At 59.8% G+C, this 15,698-nt stretch carries 17 protein-coding genes; 6 read left to right on the forward strand and 11 right to left on the reverse strand.

What is annotated here, in order from left to right; all coding sequences use genetic code 11:
* Positions 1-52 precede the first annotated feature (52 nt).
* Complete coding sequence (locus QP981_RS00505; RefSeq protein ID WP_076772345.1) at positions 53-556, forward strand: NUDIX hydrolase; 504 nt, start codon at positions 53-55, stop codon at positions 554-556.
* A gap of 37 nt (positions 557-593) precedes the next feature.
* Here the strand turns inward: QP981_RS00505 and QP981_RS00510 are convergent, their stop codons facing one another.
* From QP981_RS00510 to QP981_RS00520, 3 genes are all read right to left on the reverse strand, one after another.
* Positions 594-911 (reverse strand): hypothetical protein, encoded by a 318-nt coding sequence (locus QP981_RS00510; RefSeq protein ID WP_172620224.1) that lies wholly within the window; start codon positions 909-911, stop codon positions 594-596.
* A 42-nt stretch (positions 912-953) separates the two neighbouring features.
* Complete coding sequence (locus QP981_RS00515) at positions 954-1,517, reverse strand: MarR family winged helix-turn-helix transcriptional regulator (RefSeq protein ID WP_016421518.1); 564 nt, start codon at positions 1,515-1,517, stop codon at positions 954-956.
* Positions 1,518-1,759: 242 nt separating this feature from the next.
* Positions 1,760-2,557 carry an exodeoxyribonuclease III gene (locus tag QP981_RS00520; protein ID WP_284857210.1) on the reverse strand — a complete coding sequence of 266 codons (798 nt, stop codon included), beginning with the start codon at positions 2,555-2,557 and terminating at the stop codon, positions 1,760-1,762.
* A gap of 121 nt (positions 2,558-2,678) precedes the next feature.
* Between QP981_RS00520 and QP981_RS00525 the strand changes: the two genes are divergently transcribed.
* A complete protein-coding gene (locus tag QP981_RS00525) occupies positions 2,679-3,506 on the forward strand; it encodes an RDD family protein (RefSeq protein ID WP_284857208.1) in 828 nt (275 codons plus the stop codon).
* A gap of 47 nt (positions 3,507-3,553) precedes the next feature.
* Here QP981_RS00525 and QP981_RS00530 read toward each other — a convergent pair whose 3' ends face one another.
* Together QP981_RS00530 and QP981_RS00535 are read right to left on the reverse strand one after the other, a co-directional pair.
* Positions 3,554-4,672 (reverse strand): N-acetylglutamate synthase, CG3035 family, encoded by a 1,119-nt coding sequence (locus QP981_RS00530; protein WP_284857207.1) that lies wholly within the window; start codon positions 4,670-4,672, stop codon positions 3,554-3,556.
* Positions 4,673-4,675: 3 nt separating this feature from the next.
* The gene (locus tag QP981_RS00535; RefSeq protein WP_069358948.1) at positions 4,676-5,257 is read right to left on the reverse strand and encodes a peptide deformylase; all 582 of its coding nucleotides are present in this window, start codon (positions 5,255-5,257) and stop codon (positions 4,676-4,678) included.
* 198 nt (positions 5,258-5,455) lie between these two features.
* Between QP981_RS00535 and QP981_RS00540 the strand changes: the two genes are divergently transcribed.
* From QP981_RS00540 to QP981_RS00555, 4 genes are all read left to right on the forward strand, one after another.
* A complete protein-coding gene (locus tag QP981_RS00540; RefSeq protein ID WP_239272074.1) occupies positions 5,456-5,800 on the forward strand; it encodes a DUF3263 domain-containing protein in 345 nt (114 codons plus the stop codon).
* A gap of 42 nt (positions 5,801-5,842) precedes the next feature.
* Entirely contained in the window at positions 5,843-6,769 is a 927-nt protein-coding gene (locus QP981_RS00545; protein WP_284869996.1) for a LytR C-terminal domain-containing protein, read from the forward strand.
* Positions 6,770-6,995: 226 nt separating this feature from the next.
* On the forward strand, positions 6,996-7,553 hold the full coding sequence (locus QP981_RS00550; protein ID WP_070549995.1) for a hypothetical protein: 558 nt from the start codon (positions 6,996-6,998) through the stop codon (positions 7,551-7,553).
* Positions 7,554-7,570: 17 nt separating this feature from the next.
* Positions 7,571-8,794, forward strand: coding sequence for a glutamate--cysteine ligase (locus QP981_RS00555; RefSeq protein WP_069358946.1), 1,224 nt, complete (start codon positions 7,571-7,573; stop codon positions 8,792-8,794).
* A gap of 21 nt (positions 8,795-8,815) precedes the next feature.
* Here the strand turns inward: QP981_RS00555 and QP981_RS00560 are convergent, their stop codons facing one another.
* The 6 genes from QP981_RS00560 to QP981_RS00585 are packed head-to-tail and all read right to left on the reverse strand — an operon-like array spanning position 8,816 to position 15,553.
* Complete coding sequence (locus tag QP981_RS00560) at positions 8,816-9,175, reverse strand: monovalent cation/H(+) antiporter subunit G (RefSeq protein WP_076772337.1); 360 nt, start codon at positions 9,173-9,175, stop codon at positions 8,816-8,818.
* A complete protein-coding gene (locus QP981_RS00565) occupies positions 9,172-9,582 on the reverse strand; it encodes a monovalent cation/H+ antiporter complex subunit F (protein WP_069358944.1) in 411 nt (136 codons plus the stop codon). Before QP981_RS00565 ends, QP981_RS00560 begins: the two co-directional genes overlap by 4 nt.
* Positions 9,579-10,196 carry a Na+/H+ antiporter subunit E gene (locus QP981_RS00570; protein WP_284857205.1) on the reverse strand — a complete coding sequence of 206 codons (618 nt, stop codon included), beginning with the start codon at positions 10,194-10,196 and terminating at the stop codon, positions 9,579-9,581. Before QP981_RS00570 ends, QP981_RS00565 begins: the two co-directional genes overlap by 4 nt.
* On the reverse strand, positions 10,193-11,899 hold the full coding sequence (locus QP981_RS00575; RefSeq protein WP_070642296.1) for a Na+/H+ antiporter subunit D: 1,707 nt from the start codon (positions 11,897-11,899) through the stop codon (positions 10,193-10,195). Before QP981_RS00575 ends, QP981_RS00570 begins: the two co-directional genes overlap by 4 nt.
* A complete protein-coding gene (locus tag QP981_RS00580; protein ID WP_076772334.1) occupies positions 11,889-12,404 on the reverse strand; it encodes a Na(+)/H(+) antiporter subunit C in 516 nt (171 codons plus the stop codon). Before QP981_RS00580 ends, QP981_RS00575 begins: the two co-directional genes overlap by 11 nt.
* Positions 12,401-15,553, reverse strand: coding sequence for a Na+/H+ antiporter subunit A (locus QP981_RS00585; protein WP_502869544.1), 3,153 nt, complete (start codon positions 15,551-15,553; stop codon positions 12,401-12,403). Before QP981_RS00585 ends, QP981_RS00580 begins: the two co-directional genes overlap by 4 nt.
* Between the last annotated feature and the right edge of the window lie 145 nt (positions 15,554-15,698).

Consider the following 15,698-nt stretch of genomic DNA (forward strand, 5'->3'; position numbering starts at 1 on the left):
TCGCTCGAGCTTGTGACGGAAAACACAAGGGTATCTGGCGTAGGGTGGAGACATGCTTCAGGATGGAAATGGTTGGGCGGCCGGCCCCAACGGTACGCGCTGCTGGGGACGCTTCGGAGCTGCAGGACTGCTGATTGTGAGCCCTCAGCGCACTGTGCTTATGCAGTATCGAGCTGACTGGACATCGTTCCCCCTAACGTGGGGTGTTCCTGGTGGGGCTTGTGATTCTCATGAGACTCCTGAGGCGACCGCGCTGCGTGAAACGGCTGAGGAAACTGGGCTGCTTGAGCATCAGCTTCGCATCCTCGACACGCAGGTCACCACTGGCCCCTTCCCGGCCGATCCGGACCGCCCCGAGCTCGCCGGCGGCTGGAAGTACCACACGGTTTACGCACTAGCTGCCGAAGAGCTGGAGACGCATCCGAACGAAGAGTCCCTGGAGCTGCGCTGGATTCCGCTTGGCGACGTCGACAGCCTCGATCTGCTGCCGCCTTTCGTGGAATCGTGGCCCCGGGTGCGCGCGCACCTCGAGAAATTGCTGGAGGGCCTTGACTAGGTGTCGGCTTCGCACCTACCGGCGCCCCCTGCGTCGACTACTTGGAGTCGGCAACTGCTGCTGCGCCAGCAGCCAGCGCGGTGACGGTCAGGACGGACGGCCATGCGCCAATCTTCTTAGCCAGCGGGTGTGAGAGGCCGAAAGCGCCGAGGTAGGCGGCCACCAGACCAGTGGCTCCCAGGGCGCCGGTCTTTGCGTTCCAGGTGCGTGCTGCATATGCGCCGGCGGCGCCCAAGATGACGCCACCGAGCGGGCGAATGCCTGTTTCGCGAGCGGTGAGCCAGCCGCCGATGAGGCCGGTGGCCACCAATGGAGCGGTCTTTACGTCTTTTGCCTTCTTCAAAGTAATAGCCATGAGCATCATCGTACCTAGTAAGAAGGGTTTAGCGGCGCGCTTTTAGAACGGCTCCTGGCGGCGCTGGTGCTCCTCAACATAGCTTTCCGAGTGTTCCGCCAGCTTCAGCAGCGAAGGCAGTGCCTTAATTAGCGCACGCACGTCCTTTTGCGACATTGTCCGCACAATTTCGTACACCAGCGCACCCCAGTGGTCGATAAGCTGCTCCAGCAGGGTCTCGCCATCGCTGGAGACATAGAGGTTCTGCGCACGGCGATCCTTTGCATTGTTCTCGCGTTCAATTAGCCCGTTGTCGAGTAGACGGCGGACTGTTGCCGAAACGTTGGACGGGCGCAGGAAACGCAGGCGTGCAATGTCGGATACGCCGCAGCCCGGGTGGGTCGAAATAAAGTGCAGTACTTCCATTTCCGACTGGGAAATGTCCATCCTGGCATTCGGGCGCTCACCGAGGCGGCGAGTCGACGCAAGGAAGTCATACAGGCCGATGGAAATCTTCTGCACGCTTTCGCGCAGGGATTCATCGGACTCAGTTGAGTCATCCGCAGTGGGGAAGCCGCTCGCTGGCTCCGGGGTGGTGGTGCGCTGAGGGGAGCGTGCAGAAGTCATGATCTTCCTTCCCGACGTAATGAATTGATGTTCTGAATAAACACCTTATATCGTCGAAATAACTTTCTGTGGTGAAAATTTGTAGATTGAACAAAAAGTTAGACTCATAAGTGTTGTGCGGGTGCTTTATCGCACATTTCTGCCCCTGATTTTAGGGGCTGGCAGCAAGGACTCCGCTTTACGACGGCCCCAGCGACACCCCCTAGTAGGAACTAGGCCTACGCGCTTTTCCGCCCGTTTATCTACACTTCGTAATCCACAATCACCGGAGCATGGTCGGATGCGCCTTTGCCCTGACGCTCTTCGATGTCGATGAATCCGGCGGACGCCTTTGCCGCGAGGTCGGGGGAGGCGAGCTGGAAGTCGATGCGCATGCCCTCATCCTTGAAAAAGCGGCCAGCCTTGTAATCCCAGTAGGTCCACTGGTTTGGGGTGAATTGGCGAGTTACTTCCTTCATGCCCGCCTGCTCCAGCGCATAGAAAGCTGCGCGTTCAGGCGGTGTGACGTGTGTTTTCCCTGCGAAGGCTGCCATTGACCAGACATCGCCGTCGGTCGGGGCAATGTTGAAGTCGCCGCCCATCATGAAGGTGGCCTCCGGGTCGTCGTCAAGCGTGGCGATGATGTGCTGACGGAGCCGCTCCAGAAATTCGAGCTTGTACTCGAAGTGCGGGTCGGTGATGTCGCGGCCGTTCGGGATGTAGAGGCTGTGGATGCGCACGCCAGCGCAGGTAGCAGCGATATGGCGGGCCTCCAATGTGGGAGTTGCGTCGGGGTCCTTGTTGAAACCGGGCTGACCGGGGAACCCTGCCTGGATGTCCTCAAGGCCGACGCGGGAGATGATGGCAACGCCATTCCACTGATTCAGGCCGTGGTGGGCGACTTGGTATCCCAGCTCTTCAAAAGCAGCGGTGGGGAATTGGTCGTCCCTGCACTTGGTTTCCTGGACGGCCAGGACATCAATGTCATTCCGGCGCAGCATTTCCACCATTCGGTCGAGGCGGGTTCGAGCCGAATTGACGTTCCAGACACAGATTCGCATATCAACGATTGTAAAAGGGGAACGAAACGGCGGCCTCATGCGTTGAATAAAGCAGTGACAAAATAGGCGGACAAAAGCGGACTAGGTGGGCGGAAGCCCGGTAGGAAAGGGAGTTTCGAGGTTGGCTAACTGGGACGATCGCCGTTACGGCGGCGAGTACAGTCCGGCGGATTACCTGAGTAGTAGTGGCAGGAATGCTTATCGGGAGCACGACACATATGCGGCGTACGGTGCGGCAATGCCGTATCAGGATGTGCCATATCCGGTAGCAAACATTCCGGTCGGCTACGAGAGCGGGTACCCCGCTAGCTACGGGGTGTCTTCCTTCGGTGAGCTCAGCACTAACCCCAAAGTTGCACCGCTGACCGCTCAAATGGCAGTACACCTGGGCTTCGACCCCAATCTGGCCAATGCCCCTGTGGTGCGTCGTGGTGGTGCGCTGCTGGTGGATTCTGTCATCTACACTGCGTTGATTGCCTCTATTGCAGTTCTCGCTAGCATCGCGGGGACATCCGACAGCGGCGTAATGGTGATGCTGATCAGCCTCTTCCTCGGTCCCGGTGGTTTTTACCTCTACCGCGTGGCGGGAGACTCCATCTTCGACGGTTCTCCGGGTAAGCACGCCATGGGCATGAAAATTGAAGGTGCACACGGGATGCCAGTTTCAGCCCGCGATGGTTTTGTGCGCAATGCCTGGATTCTGCCGTCGATGATTCCGGTCGCCGGTTGGTTTGTCTCTGCGGGCCTGGCTGGCTGGATTGCGATGGCTGCCTCACGCGATCCGCTGGGGAGAGGTCGTCATGAACTCTCGGTTCGCACTCGAGTGGTGGAAAAGCCGGAGACGCGCGAGCTGCAGCGCGGACAGCGCCGCATGGACAATCGCATGGGCAGCAAAGAGCAGCAGGGCAACCAGCTGAAGCGGACTAAACGGGTTAAGCGCGGGAAGTAGGGCGATTAGGGCGAGCAGGGCAGGGCCGAAACGTAAGCCCCCGGCCCCTAAGCCCCTGTCAGCTCCGCGTAGCGGTGCCGGTGGTGCTCGGTAAAACCGAGTGTCCGGTATAGCGCAATGCCAGCCTCATTTGAGCCCAATACCTGCAGATATGCAGAATCTGCCCCGTGTTGTGCGCCCCAGTGCATCATGTGAATTCCCAGTAGGGTGCCAAGTCCTCGGCGGCGCATATCGGCTGCGACTTCCACAGCGGAGAACCCGAGCCACACACGGCCGTCGTCCGATTCGGTCAGCGTGCCGCGCGTAATGGCTACCGTGCGTATGCCTTCAGGCGCATTGTTGTCAGGCACTTGCAGGCGTCCGAAACACATGCGGCCGTCAATTTCATTGCGCAGGAACTGCAGCGCATGCTCGGGCAGTGTAGTGCCGCGGAAGTGGTAGAGCTCCAGCCAGTCGTCGTCAGGCTGATCAGCGATGTCCACCTGCACGTCTGCCAACTCGGTGGTGTTGGATTCAGCTGCCAATTCAGCAGGCGGCAAGTCCCCATCGAGCGAGCGCGTCATAACCACAATGTCCGGCCCGACCGTCCACTCTGACCCCGCGACCAGTGCCTGTGCAGGCTTGGCGATCCGATCCGGAACCGCAATCCGCACCGGCAAATCATGGGAATCGTAAAACGACTTAATCTTCTCCAGCGGCACCGGCTGAGTGCTGGCTCCGGGCTCGAGCGGCAGCGCGGAGTTGGAACGCTCCGTAATACCATCGCCCGCACGCAGCAGCCAGCCCGACTCCACCACATGCGCGATACCTGGGAAGGCCTTTGCGGTCGCAGTTTCCACGGCGCGAATATCCGAATTGCGCACCGGATGGTCGGGGAGGGCCTTCACAATCAAAATGTGCTTATCGCTAAAGTCCACTGCTGCCACGGACTCGTCGGCACGCACGCCAGCACGAACCTGTGGACGTACGACGAACGGATCCATGCTGAGCACATGCCCAATGACGTCCGTAGTCTTCTTGCCGCTGGCCAGCGCCTCTTCATCGGTTAGCGCGCGCCGCACAATGACACGACGTCCCACCGCCACTTCACCGACGCCCCAGCGGGAAATCGGAAGCTTCTGTGCTGCATTTTCGCTTGCCGACGACTCCAATTGCCTATCCGCCACGATCTAATCCTCGTGGCCGAACGGATCCGGATCCACGCCCGGCATCCAGGTCAGGCCGCCCTCGGTCCAACCGGCGCGCTTGATTTCCTTCTTGGCCATGCGCTTCCAACGACCGGTGAGGCAATCGGTGTAGAGGAACCCATCCAGGTGGCCGACCTCGTGCTGCATGCAGCGGGCGAAGAATCCGGTGGCCTCGATGCGGACCTCTTCGCCGTTTTCATCCAGGCCGGTGACGACAGCCTTCTCCGCACGGTTGGTGGGGAAGGACAGGCCGGGCACAGAGAGGCAACCCTCGTCATCGGAGCCGTCGTCGTTAGGCATGGTCTTCGGGATTTCACTGGTGGTCAGCACCGGATTGATGACGCAGCCGCGGTGCCAGACGTCGTCGTCATCGGGGCAGTTGTAGACGAACAGACGCTTGCCGACACCCACCTGGTTGGCAGCCAGCCCCACACCGTGGGCGCGATCCATGGTTTCGTACATGTCCTCGATGAGCTCGCGCAGCTCGGAGACGTCCTCGGTTACCGGCTGGGTAGGAGTGTGGAGAACGGGGTCTCCGGCAATCACAATGGGACGGATAGTCATGCCGCTGATTCTACTCGGCGTCCATGTTTTCTAAATCGCCTGGTGATGTCTGAGTTGTGTCAGGGAGTTGTAGGTGGGGCGTAGGTGAGGTGGGGGGGCTGGGCCTTACTATGTATCTTCACTAAGTATCTGCATAGGCAGTGTCGTGCAGAATAGAGGGTCAGCGCGAGTGAGAAGGAAAGCGGGGTGCGGAAAGTGGTGAGCAAGAAGCCCATAGGTGGCAGCCACGAACCTGAGGCCGAGCGGCGGCTTGACTCATCCGAACATCTCGGACTCGTGGGTGATACCAGCGGCATTGAACCCGTTTTGGCTCAGAAAATGCTGGATTTTGAGAAAGAATGGCTGAAAGTTGCCCGCCGCGGACCGCGTATGGCCGGTGCGCGGCAGGAGGCAATTCGGCGTCGCTTTGCCGAGGACTTTGGAAACAACACAATCCGCTACCACCAGGTACTTTCGCGACTTCTCGACTCTCCGGCAGCCGAAGCTGCCGAACCCGTGTTGGTTCATCGGCTGCGCGCCGTGCGGGACAACCAAGACGCGTAAGGTTCAAGCTTCACTTCACGGTTCGGCGGCAGAACATATAGGATGTGGGATGTGTCTGACCAACTAAACCCTCAGAATTCGCCGCGTCCGGGCCGTCATCGACTCGATGACGACTACGACGACTTCGATGAGTACAGCGATTACGCGGAGGCTCCGGCCGCTGGCGGCGCTCATGCGTACTCCGAGCCGTCGGATGCTCAACACGCAGCGCCCAGATCTGCGGCTCCGGCCGCTGGCGCAGCCGCTGCTGGTGCTACCGCTGCCGCCACTACCGGTGCTGGCTCGAGGGCTGCTGCTAGCAATTCCGCAGCTGCTGATGGTGCTGATGACGGCGACATCGGTGACGGTGCCGGTGATGGCCGCTACATGCGCGTTCTCGCTATCGTGCTGCTCGCTATCGGCGTGTGCCTGGTCGCCTACGGTGCCTACGCACTCAGCACGCGTGGCGACGATGCTGAGAACACCGGCCAGAATGACACCTCGGCATCCGCTCCGGCGGACTCTGGTGCGCCTGCTGACTCGGCCAACGGCAGTGATCCGGCAAAGGATGGTGCTGCTGGAGATGGTGACGGCGAGGTCCTGCCGCCGCCGGCAAACGAGCCAGGCAAACCGGTTCCTCCCGCGGAGAATCCGCCGGCACAGGATGAGGCCAACGAAGGGCCACAGATTGACCGCAAGACTGTCAAGGTCAGTGTCCTGAACAACTCTGAGGTCGTGGGCCTTGCCGATGACCTGTCCAAGCAGATGGGCGAGCAGGGCTGGGGCGCCGGCGAGACCGGCAACGCTCCTGAAGAGAAGATGGGTGTGTGGGAGAAGACCACCGTCTACTTCGACCCGCAGAACGAAGAGGAAAAGGCCGCCGCTGAGCAGATCGCGCACGACAACGGTTGGGAAGCCGCACCTCGCGATGACCGTCTCCGGGACGCTCCGGCGGGAATCGTCGTGGTCGCCACTGACCCGGCTCACTAGACTCCCGGCCCACCGGACTTCGGTCTCTCACTAAGGTCTGCGGCCTAAGCGTCAAGACCTGCCGCCGTGGTACGAAGCCCCCCCCCATAGCTTCCCAAGCCCCGCGTAAGCCACACATTTCATGGCTTACGCGGGGCTTTTGCATATTTTGCAGTCTCAAACAGATCACGGCTGAAAAAGGGGTACTAGTATTCTGCTAGTAGCCAGTGAGGTCTGTGAGGTTTTTATGTTCGCCGTAATGCGTCGTCGCGTTGCTGTCGCCACCGCGTTGGGTTGTGCTGCAACACTGTTGGTTTCCTGCTCAGGGGTTGAATCCAGCAGTGACAAGGACGGGAACGCGGACGCGTCGTCAAGCACTGCGCCAGTGAGCGTAGATCCGGCTGCACCGAAGCTGACCGAGCGAGTCAGCGCCTATAACTTCATCCGCACAAACGACGACGGATCAATGAAAATGCTGGCAACTGTGCAGGTCATGAGTGCCAAGGGGTGGATGGGTCTTTCCGACGAAAAAGGTCAGTTCACTACCTTGGATAAGGGTAAGTACACAGTGCAGGCGCGCGGTGCATCTGGCTGCAGTGGCATAGGCAGTCCCGCAGCTGAGGGGTTGGGTGTTATCGGTGAAGTGCACGTCGATGACAAACGGAATGCAGATGTCTGGAACGTGCCGTCCAAGGTGGACGAGGACAGTTTCACCACAGTTGCGCTTGTCGATTCCAACGGTGACCTTGCCTCCTGCGCAAAAACCGTCACCTGGACGGAGCCAACTGAGGAAAACGACTCCTAGTGTGAAAAAATAGCGGTATGACTGAGCAATTTTCCGGATCGGCGCAGCCATCTCTGGGAGTGGAATGGGAAGTGGCGTTCGTTGACCGACGAACGCGCGACACCGCCCCCGCTGCCGCCGAGGTGCTCGACATCATCGATGCGGAGCATCCCGGACATGGGCTCCAGCGCGAGTTCCTCGCCAACACCGTGGAGCTCGTCACCGGTGTGCACATGAACGTGCCCGATGCCGTAGCGGAGCTCCAAAGCCAGCTAGATATGGTTCTCGACGCCGCTGACCGCGTTGGGGTGGATGTGTGGTCATCGGGCTCGCATCCGTTCGCCCGCGGTACTGCTCAGCAGGTCAGTGCCAAGGGGCACTACTCCGAAATCATCAACCGCACTCAGTGGTGGGGGAACCAGATGATTATCTGGGGAGTCCACGTCCACGTAGGCATTAAAGACTCCGAACGCGTTTGGCCGATCATTCAGGCTCTGGCAACGAAGCTGCCGCACATGTTGGCGCTGTCTGCCTCCTCACCGGCCTGGAACGGCGAGGACATGGGTTACGCTTCCAACCGAAGCCTGCTCTACCAGCAGCTTCCCACCGCGGGTCAGCCGCCGGCGATTTACACCTGGCCCGAGTGGGAGTCCTACATGCACGACCAGTCCCGCTCCGGCGTCATCAACCACACCGGCTCGATGCACTTGGACATCCGCCCGGCATCAAAGTACGGCACCATTGAGATTCGTGTCGCCGACGCCACCTCTAACCTGCAGGAACTCGCCGCTATCGTGGCATTGACGCACTGCCTGACGGTTTACTACGACCGCATGTGGGAGGCTGGCGAGGAACTACCGTCACTGCAGTCCTGGCACATCGCCGAAAACAAGTGGCGCGCCGCCCGCTACGGGATGGACGCGTTGGTCATCGTCAATCGCGATACCGACGAGCGGTGGGTTCGCGATGAACTCCGTGAGCTTGTGGTTCAGCTCGCCCCGCTTGCCGACGAACTGGGCTGCCGAGCCGAACTGGAATTCGTCAACAACATCGTGGAAATGGGCGCGGCATACGAGCGTCAGCGCACTGTGGCGGATGCGGCCGGGGCGCTGCCTTCGATGGCTACCGAGGACGACGTACGAGCGAACGAAGAGCGCATTGGCCACACCCCGTGGCGGGCCGCTGTGGATCTTGCAGTGCAGGAACTGCGCGCCGGGCATCCGATAGCGCCTGCAGATTTCCACGAGCAGGTGAGCGACTAGCCGTCGTTAAGCGGTGTGTGCCTAGACCCGCGGTTCCCGGCTGTCATCGCGGGCCAGGCTGTCCTCGTCGACGAGCCTCTCCTTGAACGCCTCGTGGCCAACGCGGTTACTAACAATCGGCGATGTACCCAGAGCAAACAGGATAATCAGGGTCAACAGAGCCAAGTCACTGCTAGTAGTTGTGTGAGCTGACGCGTGCGTGGCGACGTGCACAAGCGAGCCCGACAGCGTCAAAATTAGCCCCAGTGTTTGTGGCTTGGAGGATGCGTGCATCCGACTGATGGTGTCGCGGAAGCGTATCAATCCCACGGACGCTGCAACGCACAGTAGCATTCCGGTGAGAATCAGTGTGATGGCGATAATGTCTGCCACGAGAATCATTTGGATTCTCCCTTCGCTGTTTTCGGAGCCGTTGTCGGTGTTGCCTTAGGCGCCGCTTTCTGTGCGGTTTTCTTTGTGGCGACCTTTCCGGTTGCTTTCGTCGCACCCTTCCGGGAGCTCTTTGCGGGCTGCTTTCCGTCATCTGGAACACGGAACTTGGCGACCGCCAGCGAAGACAGGAAACCGAGCAGCGCAATGATGAGCATTGGGTAGACCACCGAAGTGTCCAAGCTCCAGGCCATGAACGCAGCGAGCATGCCCTGCAGCATTGCAGTCGTCGACTCCAGCGCCACCAGGCGGTCCAGCGAGTTTGGACCGGCAATCATGTGCCCGAGGGTAATCATCACCGCAATGAAATAGCCTGCGGCAGCCACTCCGAGCAGAGTGTTAAAAACTTCCGGGTTCATCGGCTACTCCTTTCGCTGCTCTTCTCGCTGCTCTTGTCGCTGCTCACCTGGTTGTCACTTGGCACCGACTTGGTCGGTTGCTCGTTGACATCGCGGTTTTCAAACGCCCGAATAACCAGACGCTCGATTCGAGTCAGCTGGTTGATTTGCTCGGCTACCTTGCTCGTCGACGACGCGTCGAGAATGTGCATGGTCAGCGTCTTTTCCCGCTTGTCGATGTCCACGATGATTCCGCCCGGCTGCAAGTTAATCAGTGCCATTGCAGTCGTGAGCGAAATATCGTCGTTGGTGCGCATAGGGACCTTGATGATGGCCGTCGGTGGTGGATCAGCTCGTCGGATGGCCAGCCAGGAGACACTGATTGAGGCCTTCACAAAGTCGATTGTCCAGGAACCGAACAGTCGCACCATGCCACCGAAGTTGATGTCCAGCGCGCTGTTTGGCGGGATAGGCATGGCGAGGTTGAGCAACGTGGCTACCAGGATTCCCGAAAGCACATTGGCAAATGTCACTTCGCCCCACAGCATGACCCAAATAATCAGCGTGAACAGGAACAACAGGATTGAAATACGCGGTGGTCGTTTTGCGGCCACCCTGGCGCGAGCTTTACTCATGAGCTTTCACCTGCTCCTTCCAACGTGCTGGTGGCATGTTCGGTCACCGGGTCCGACTCCCACGGGCTCTTGGTGCGGCCTGGGTTCTTCAGCTGCTCCAGTCCCTTGCCATCAGCCGATTCGATACCGAGAACTGCCGCGCGGTAGTCATCAACATTCGCGACGTTGCTCGCCGCTTCGGTAGCCACATTAGACAGCGGTCCGGCCAGAAGAGTCACGCCCACAGAGGCAATCACCAGTAGGGCCGTCGGCATCACCATGCCGAGTGGCATCCGGCCGACGTCGTCACGTTCTGCGATAGCGACCATCTGCGTCCTTTCCCGGAGTGCAGCTGGTTGCGCCAGCACGGTGTCACCCTCGGGGGCATCGGAACGGTCACGCCAGAAGGCCTTCGACCAGACGAGAATCATGGTGTAGAGGGTCAGCAGGCTGGTGATAATCGAACCCGCAACCAGAATCCACGCGGTGGCGGAGCCGTCTTGGGCACCCGCCTCAATCAGCATGACCTTGCCCAGGAAGCCCGAGAACGGTGGGATACCACCGAGGTTGAGCGCGGGCACAAGGTATAGCAGCGCCAGCAGCGGCGAGGATTTGGCCAGGCCACCCAGGCTGCGCAGGGAGGACGAGCCCGCCTGGCGTTCGATAAGCCCGACCACCAGGAACAACGCCGTCTGCACCAGAATGTGGTGGACAATGTAGAAGATTGCGCCGCCGAGCCCCAGCGTATTGCCGACGGCAATACCGAAGATCATGTATCCGATGTGGGACACCAGCGTAAATGACAAGAGACGTTTGATGTCATTTTGGGCCATGGCGCCGAGAATGCCCATGAGCATTGTCGCTAGGCCGGCCCACATCAGGACGTCGTCAAGCCTGCCGTCGGGGAAGACGACACTGCGCGTGCGGATGATCGCGTAGACACCCACCTTCGTCAGCAGACCCGCGAAGACTGCGGTGACCATGGACGGTGCGGTGGGGTAGGAGTCTGGCAACCACGCCGACAGCGGGAACACCGCCGCCTTCACCGCGAAGGCAACGAGCAACACTGCGAAGATTGCGGTGCGGGTGCCATCGGGGATGTCCTCCATACGCAGAGAAATATGCGCGAAGTTCACCGTGCCGACCGCTTGATAAACCAGGCCAATCGCCAGCAGGAACACCATCGAGGACAGCATGTTGACCATCACATACGACACGCCTGCGCGAGTGCGTGACGACGATGCTCCCAGCGTGAGCAGCACGTAGGAGGCTACGAGCAGAACCTCGAAACCGACATACATGTTGAACAGGTCGCCAGCCAGGAAGGCCATCGAGACACCCATGTTGAGCAACATGTACGTCGGAACGAAGACGGAGATCGGCTCATCTTCGTCACCGTCGCTAATACCCTGGCCGATGCCGAACCACATCACGGCAAAGAGGACCAGCTGAGAGACGGTAATCATCAGCACGGCGAGGTTGTCGGCCACGAGCGTGATGCCGATTGGTGCGTCCCAGCCGCCCACCTGGACCGTGTGGATGCCGTGCGCGTAGATGAGATACACCAGTGCGCTGGCGACTCCCAGCAGGCTGCCGAGTGAAAACAGCGCGATCGCCTGCTGTGCTTTGGGAAAACGTGCCAGCAGCAGAGCAATTGCGGCGGTGGCGGCGGGGACGATGATAGGAAGCGGGATTAGCGCCAGGATTAATTGCTCAGTCGTCATCGTCGTCACCTCCTGGGGTGTTGGATGGTGGGGTAACTGGTTTTTCGAAACAGACCGGACCGAAGTTATCTCCGGCCTCCGTGGGGCGACCGGTGGTGGGGTCGTCGGATTTGTCGTGATCCGGAGCAGCTGATGGGTCGCTGGCGCGACGCTGTGCCAGGCTGCGGTCCTCGTGGTCATCCTGCACGTGATCGCCGATGTGGTAGCGGTGCTGGCGATAGAGCAGAGCCAACAGGAAGGCGGTCATGCCCATAGAGATAACAATCGCGGTGAGGATGAAGGCCTGAGGTAGCGAGTCGGCCTGGGCATCGCTGACTAGCGATTCTCTATCCCAGATTGGTGGTTGCCCCGGTGCACCAGAGCCAAGCAGGATGAGCAGGTTGATACCGTTGCCCATCAGCAACAGTCCCATGAGCATCCTGGTCAACGAACGATCGAGGAAGAGGTACACCCCGGCGGCAATCAGAGTGCCGACAGTAGCTAGCAGAACAAAATTGAGAATCACTGGTGAGTGTCCTTTCCTTCGGTCCTAGCTGGGGCTGTCGGTTCTGAGGCCTCCGAGGTGGCCGTGTTGGCAGTGCCTGCGGGTTTAATGCCTGCAGGTTTAACGCCTGCGGGCTTGACACCTGCGGGGTTAGCGCCTGCGGACTTAACACCTGCGGGCTTAGCCGCCGCCAACTTGCTACGCAGCTGGCGGGACTGGCCGAGTGCGGCTCGATTCACACGACGTGAACGATCACGCTCAGCGCGAAGGTTTATCTGAGCATCGATGCCGCCGCCCAAACTGCGCAGGATGTAGACAATCGTGCCAACGACAATCATGTACACACCCAGGTCAAAGAGCATAGGGGAGACAACGGTGACGTCGCCGAGCAGCGGAATTTCCCGCGAGCCGTACCAGGAAGTCAGCGGAGCCCAACCCACGAACAGTGGCCATACGGCGCTAAGAGCCGACACCAGCAGACCGCCGCCGAGAAGTACCTCGGTAGGAATTGGCAGAGTTGCTGCCAGTTCACGATGCCCACCGATGAGATAACGCATGGTCAGTGCCAGCGCAGCCACGAGGCCACCTGCGAAGCCACCACCGACATCGTTGTGGCCGGCGAAGAAGAGGTAGATGGAAACCACCATCATGGCGGGGAAGAGCGCGCGCGATGCCACCAGAACCATGATTGGGTAGCGCAACCGCTCGGCTTCACCGGACTCATCGATGGTGTTCAACCAGCGGGTGTTGCGGCGAGCACGATTCCGCTGTGGCTTAATCTTTGAGCGCATGTGCATCGTGTGCGTGCGGAATACCAGCGAGGTAATCCCCAGCGCCACCATCACCAGCACGGTGATTTCACCGAAGGTATCCCAGGCGCGGATATCGACAAGAAGTACGTTGACCGCATTCTGGCCGTGCCCAATGTCGTGAGCCAGCGGCGGAATGTCGCCGGAGATTGGCTCAGTACGACGGGAGCCCATAGCGTAGGCGGCCAACACTGGGACAGTGACACCGACTGCGATGGCCAGCCATGCACGGTGTCGTATCCACCTCGGATTTGATGCCGGTGCCCGCGGCGAGAGCGTGCGCAGCACCAACACGAAAACAATCATTGAGACCGTCTCAACCAGCAGCTGCGTCAGAGCCAAATCAGGTGCACCGTACATGGCGAAGATAATGGCCAAGCCGTAGCCGGTCACACCTACCAGGATGACACCGGAGAGCCTGTTTTTCTGTTGGGTGGCGGCCAGAGCCGCGATGATCATAATCAACGCGACCGCGCCCTGCGGTGCAGAGTCCCACAGTTCCATTCGGAGCTCATCACGCTCACCGAGCAACAAGGCACCGATGGACAGCACGATGAGGGTCAGCAAAATGACCGCCTCATTCAACGGAAGGGAACCACGCTGGGTCGCAGCAGTGGCACGGAGAGAAAGACGGCGGGCCAAGTCCAGGATGCCGTCGTAAAGCGCATCGGCACTACCGAGAGCCGGCTGCTCAAACTGCAGCTGACGCACCAGTTTGCGCTGCCAGTGCATGATGCCACCTGTGATCAGAATTGTGGCTGTCAGCGCCAGGGGGAGGGTGAAGCCGTGCCAGAGAGCCAGGTGCGATTCTGCTTCCGCATTCGGGTAGGCATTGGTGAGGTAGGGCGAGATAGTCGAGTCGAGGACCCGCGGAATCAGACCGAAAACCAAACCTGCCAGCGCCAACAGCCAAGCCGGGCCAATCTGATCCCAGGTCGGGGAATCCATCTCGGCGACGGCGGGGGAAGTGCCACCGCCGCTGGCGTGCGTGCTGGGCTTGGTCGCAAACGCGGCACGTAGCAGGTAGAGCGAGTACGCCACGGTCAGAATCGAGCCTACGACCAGGCCAATAGTGGTGAACACCGCCGGCATACCGTGCAGTGGTTCAGCATTGAGCGTGGCCTCGAGCGCCGCTTCCTTCGCGACAAAGCCGAAGAACGGAGGCACACCCATCATCGAGGCGGCAGCGAGAATCGAAATCACCAGCAACTGTGGCGACTTCTTGCCCAGGCCAGAGAGCTTACGGATATCGCGCGTACCAGTCAGCCTGTCAATCGTTCCCGCCGTCATAAACAGAGTGGCCTTGAACATGGCGTGGCCGAGAGTCAGCGCCAGGGCCGCCAGCATCGTCGCACGCGTGCCTATCGACGCTACCGTGATGATGAATCCCAACTGGCTGACAGTGCCATACGCCATGATCAGCTTGAGATCCTTCTGGCGCAGAGCCATCCAGCCACCCATAATCATGGTCAAAAGGCCGAGCGGGATGATGATTGGTTGCCACGCGTTGGTGGCGTTGAAAGTTGGCGCAAGTCGGGCGACCAGGAACACACCGGCTTTGACCATCGCTGCCGAATGCAGGAAGGAAGAAACCGGGGTAGGAGCGGCCATTGCGCCGGGCAGCCAGAAGTGGAAGGGCGCGATAGCGGATTTAGAAAGTGCGCCGATGACCAGCAGGATTGCGGCGGTGGAGATTGCTGTGGAGTTCAGCTGCGATGTGGTCAGCGCGCCAGGTGCTGTGAGGTCGGAGAAGTTCCAGAACCCGGTGGTCACTCCCATCAGGACGATACCGACCAGCATGATCAGCCCGCCCAGTGTCGTGACCAGGAGCGCCTGGCCTGCTGCGCGACGGGAGGAAGCTCGCTCGGCATAGTAGCCCACCAGGAGGAAGGAAAGAACCGAGGTAATTTCCCAGAAGACAAACATCAGCATGATGTTGTCGCTGATGACCAGGCCGTACATAGCTGCGGCGAAGGCAACCATTTGGGCTGCGAAGGAGCCTATTCGGCGACGTTTTCCGGGCGGCGGATTGACGAAGTATCCGGAGCAATACACCAGTACGAGAAAGCCGATGGTCAAAACCAGTGTGCCGAAGAGCGATTCAATAGGACCTAATCGCAGGTTTACATCCAAGTGGATAATGGGCATCCACGAAAAATGCGTGACGGCGGGTTGCGTGAGTGCGGAAGTTTCCCCGTTGCCATTGTCTAGAGCTAAGCGAACGAGATGGGTGCCGGTGTAGATGGCACCGCCTGCCAGCGGGAGGCTGAGTACGAGGAACCCGCGGGTTCCGAGCCACTTAATCGTCCATGGTGCAAGCGCTGCCGTAACGAACAGGATGCACAGGAGAGAAGTCACTATTCCATAATGATTGGAACACGCCAGTTCATGCAACCCCGTTTTAGGGACTTAAGCATTTGAAGCGGTGTTAACCGAGTGTGTGAAAACGGTCAATTGTTTCTGGGAAAGTGAAAGTTTGGGGGTGAGTTGTGGGGGGGGGGGGGGG

Source organism: Corynebacterium sp. MSK047 (assembly GCF_030232285.1).
GTDB classification, from domain to species: Bacteria; Actinomycetota; Actinomycetes; order Mycobacteriales; family Mycobacteriaceae; genus Corynebacterium; species Corynebacterium jeikeium_D.

What these genes read in the sequence shown, in the direction of transcription:
- QP981_RS00505 (WP_076772345.1), top strand. Translation starts at nt 53, where the DNA reads ATGCTTCAGGATGGAAATGGTTGGGCGGCCGGCCCCAACGGTACGCGC.
- QP981_RS00510 (WP_172620224.1), bottom strand. Translation starts at nt 911, where the DNA reads ATGGCTATTACTTTGAAGAAGGCAAAAGACGTAAAGACCGCTCCATTG.
- QP981_RS00515 (WP_016421518.1), bottom strand. Translation starts at nt 1,517, where the DNA reads ATGACTTCTGCACGCTCCCCTCAGCGCACCACCACCCCGGAGCCAGCG.
- QP981_RS00520 (WP_284857210.1), bottom strand. Translation starts at nt 2,557, where the DNA reads ATGCGAATCTGTGTCTGGAACGTCAATTCGGCTCGAACCCGCCTCGAC.
- QP981_RS00535 (WP_069358948.1), bottom strand. Translation starts at nt 5,257, where the DNA reads ATGACTATCCGTCCCATTGTGATTGCCGGAGACCCCGTTCTCCACACT.
- QP981_RS00545 (WP_284869996.1), top strand. Translation starts at nt 5,843, where the DNA reads ATGTGGGATGTGTCTGACCAACTAAACCCTCAGAATTCGCCGCGTCCG.
- QP981_RS00550 (WP_070549995.1), top strand. Translation starts at nt 6,996, where the DNA reads ATGTTCGCCGTAATGCGTCGTCGCGTTGCTGTCGCCACCGCGTTGGGT.
- QP981_RS00555 (WP_069358946.1), top strand. Translation starts at nt 7,571, where the DNA reads ATGACTGAGCAATTTTCCGGATCGGCGCAGCCATCTCTGGGAGTGGAA.
- QP981_RS00560 (WP_076772337.1), bottom strand. Translation starts at nt 9,175, where the DNA reads ATGATTCTCGTGGCAGACATTATCGCCATCACACTGATTCTCACCGGA.
- QP981_RS00565 (WP_069358944.1), bottom strand. Translation starts at nt 9,582, where the DNA reads ATGAACCCGGAAGTTTTTAACACTCTGCTCGGAGTGGCTGCCGCAGGC.
- QP981_RS00570 (WP_284857205.1), bottom strand. Translation starts at nt 10,196, where the DNA reads ATGAGTAAAGCTCGCGCCAGGGTGGCCGCAAAACGACCACCGCGTATT.
- QP981_RS00575 (WP_070642296.1), bottom strand. Translation starts at nt 11,899, where the DNA reads ATGACGACTGAGCAATTAATCCTGGCGCTAATCCCGCTTCCTATCATC.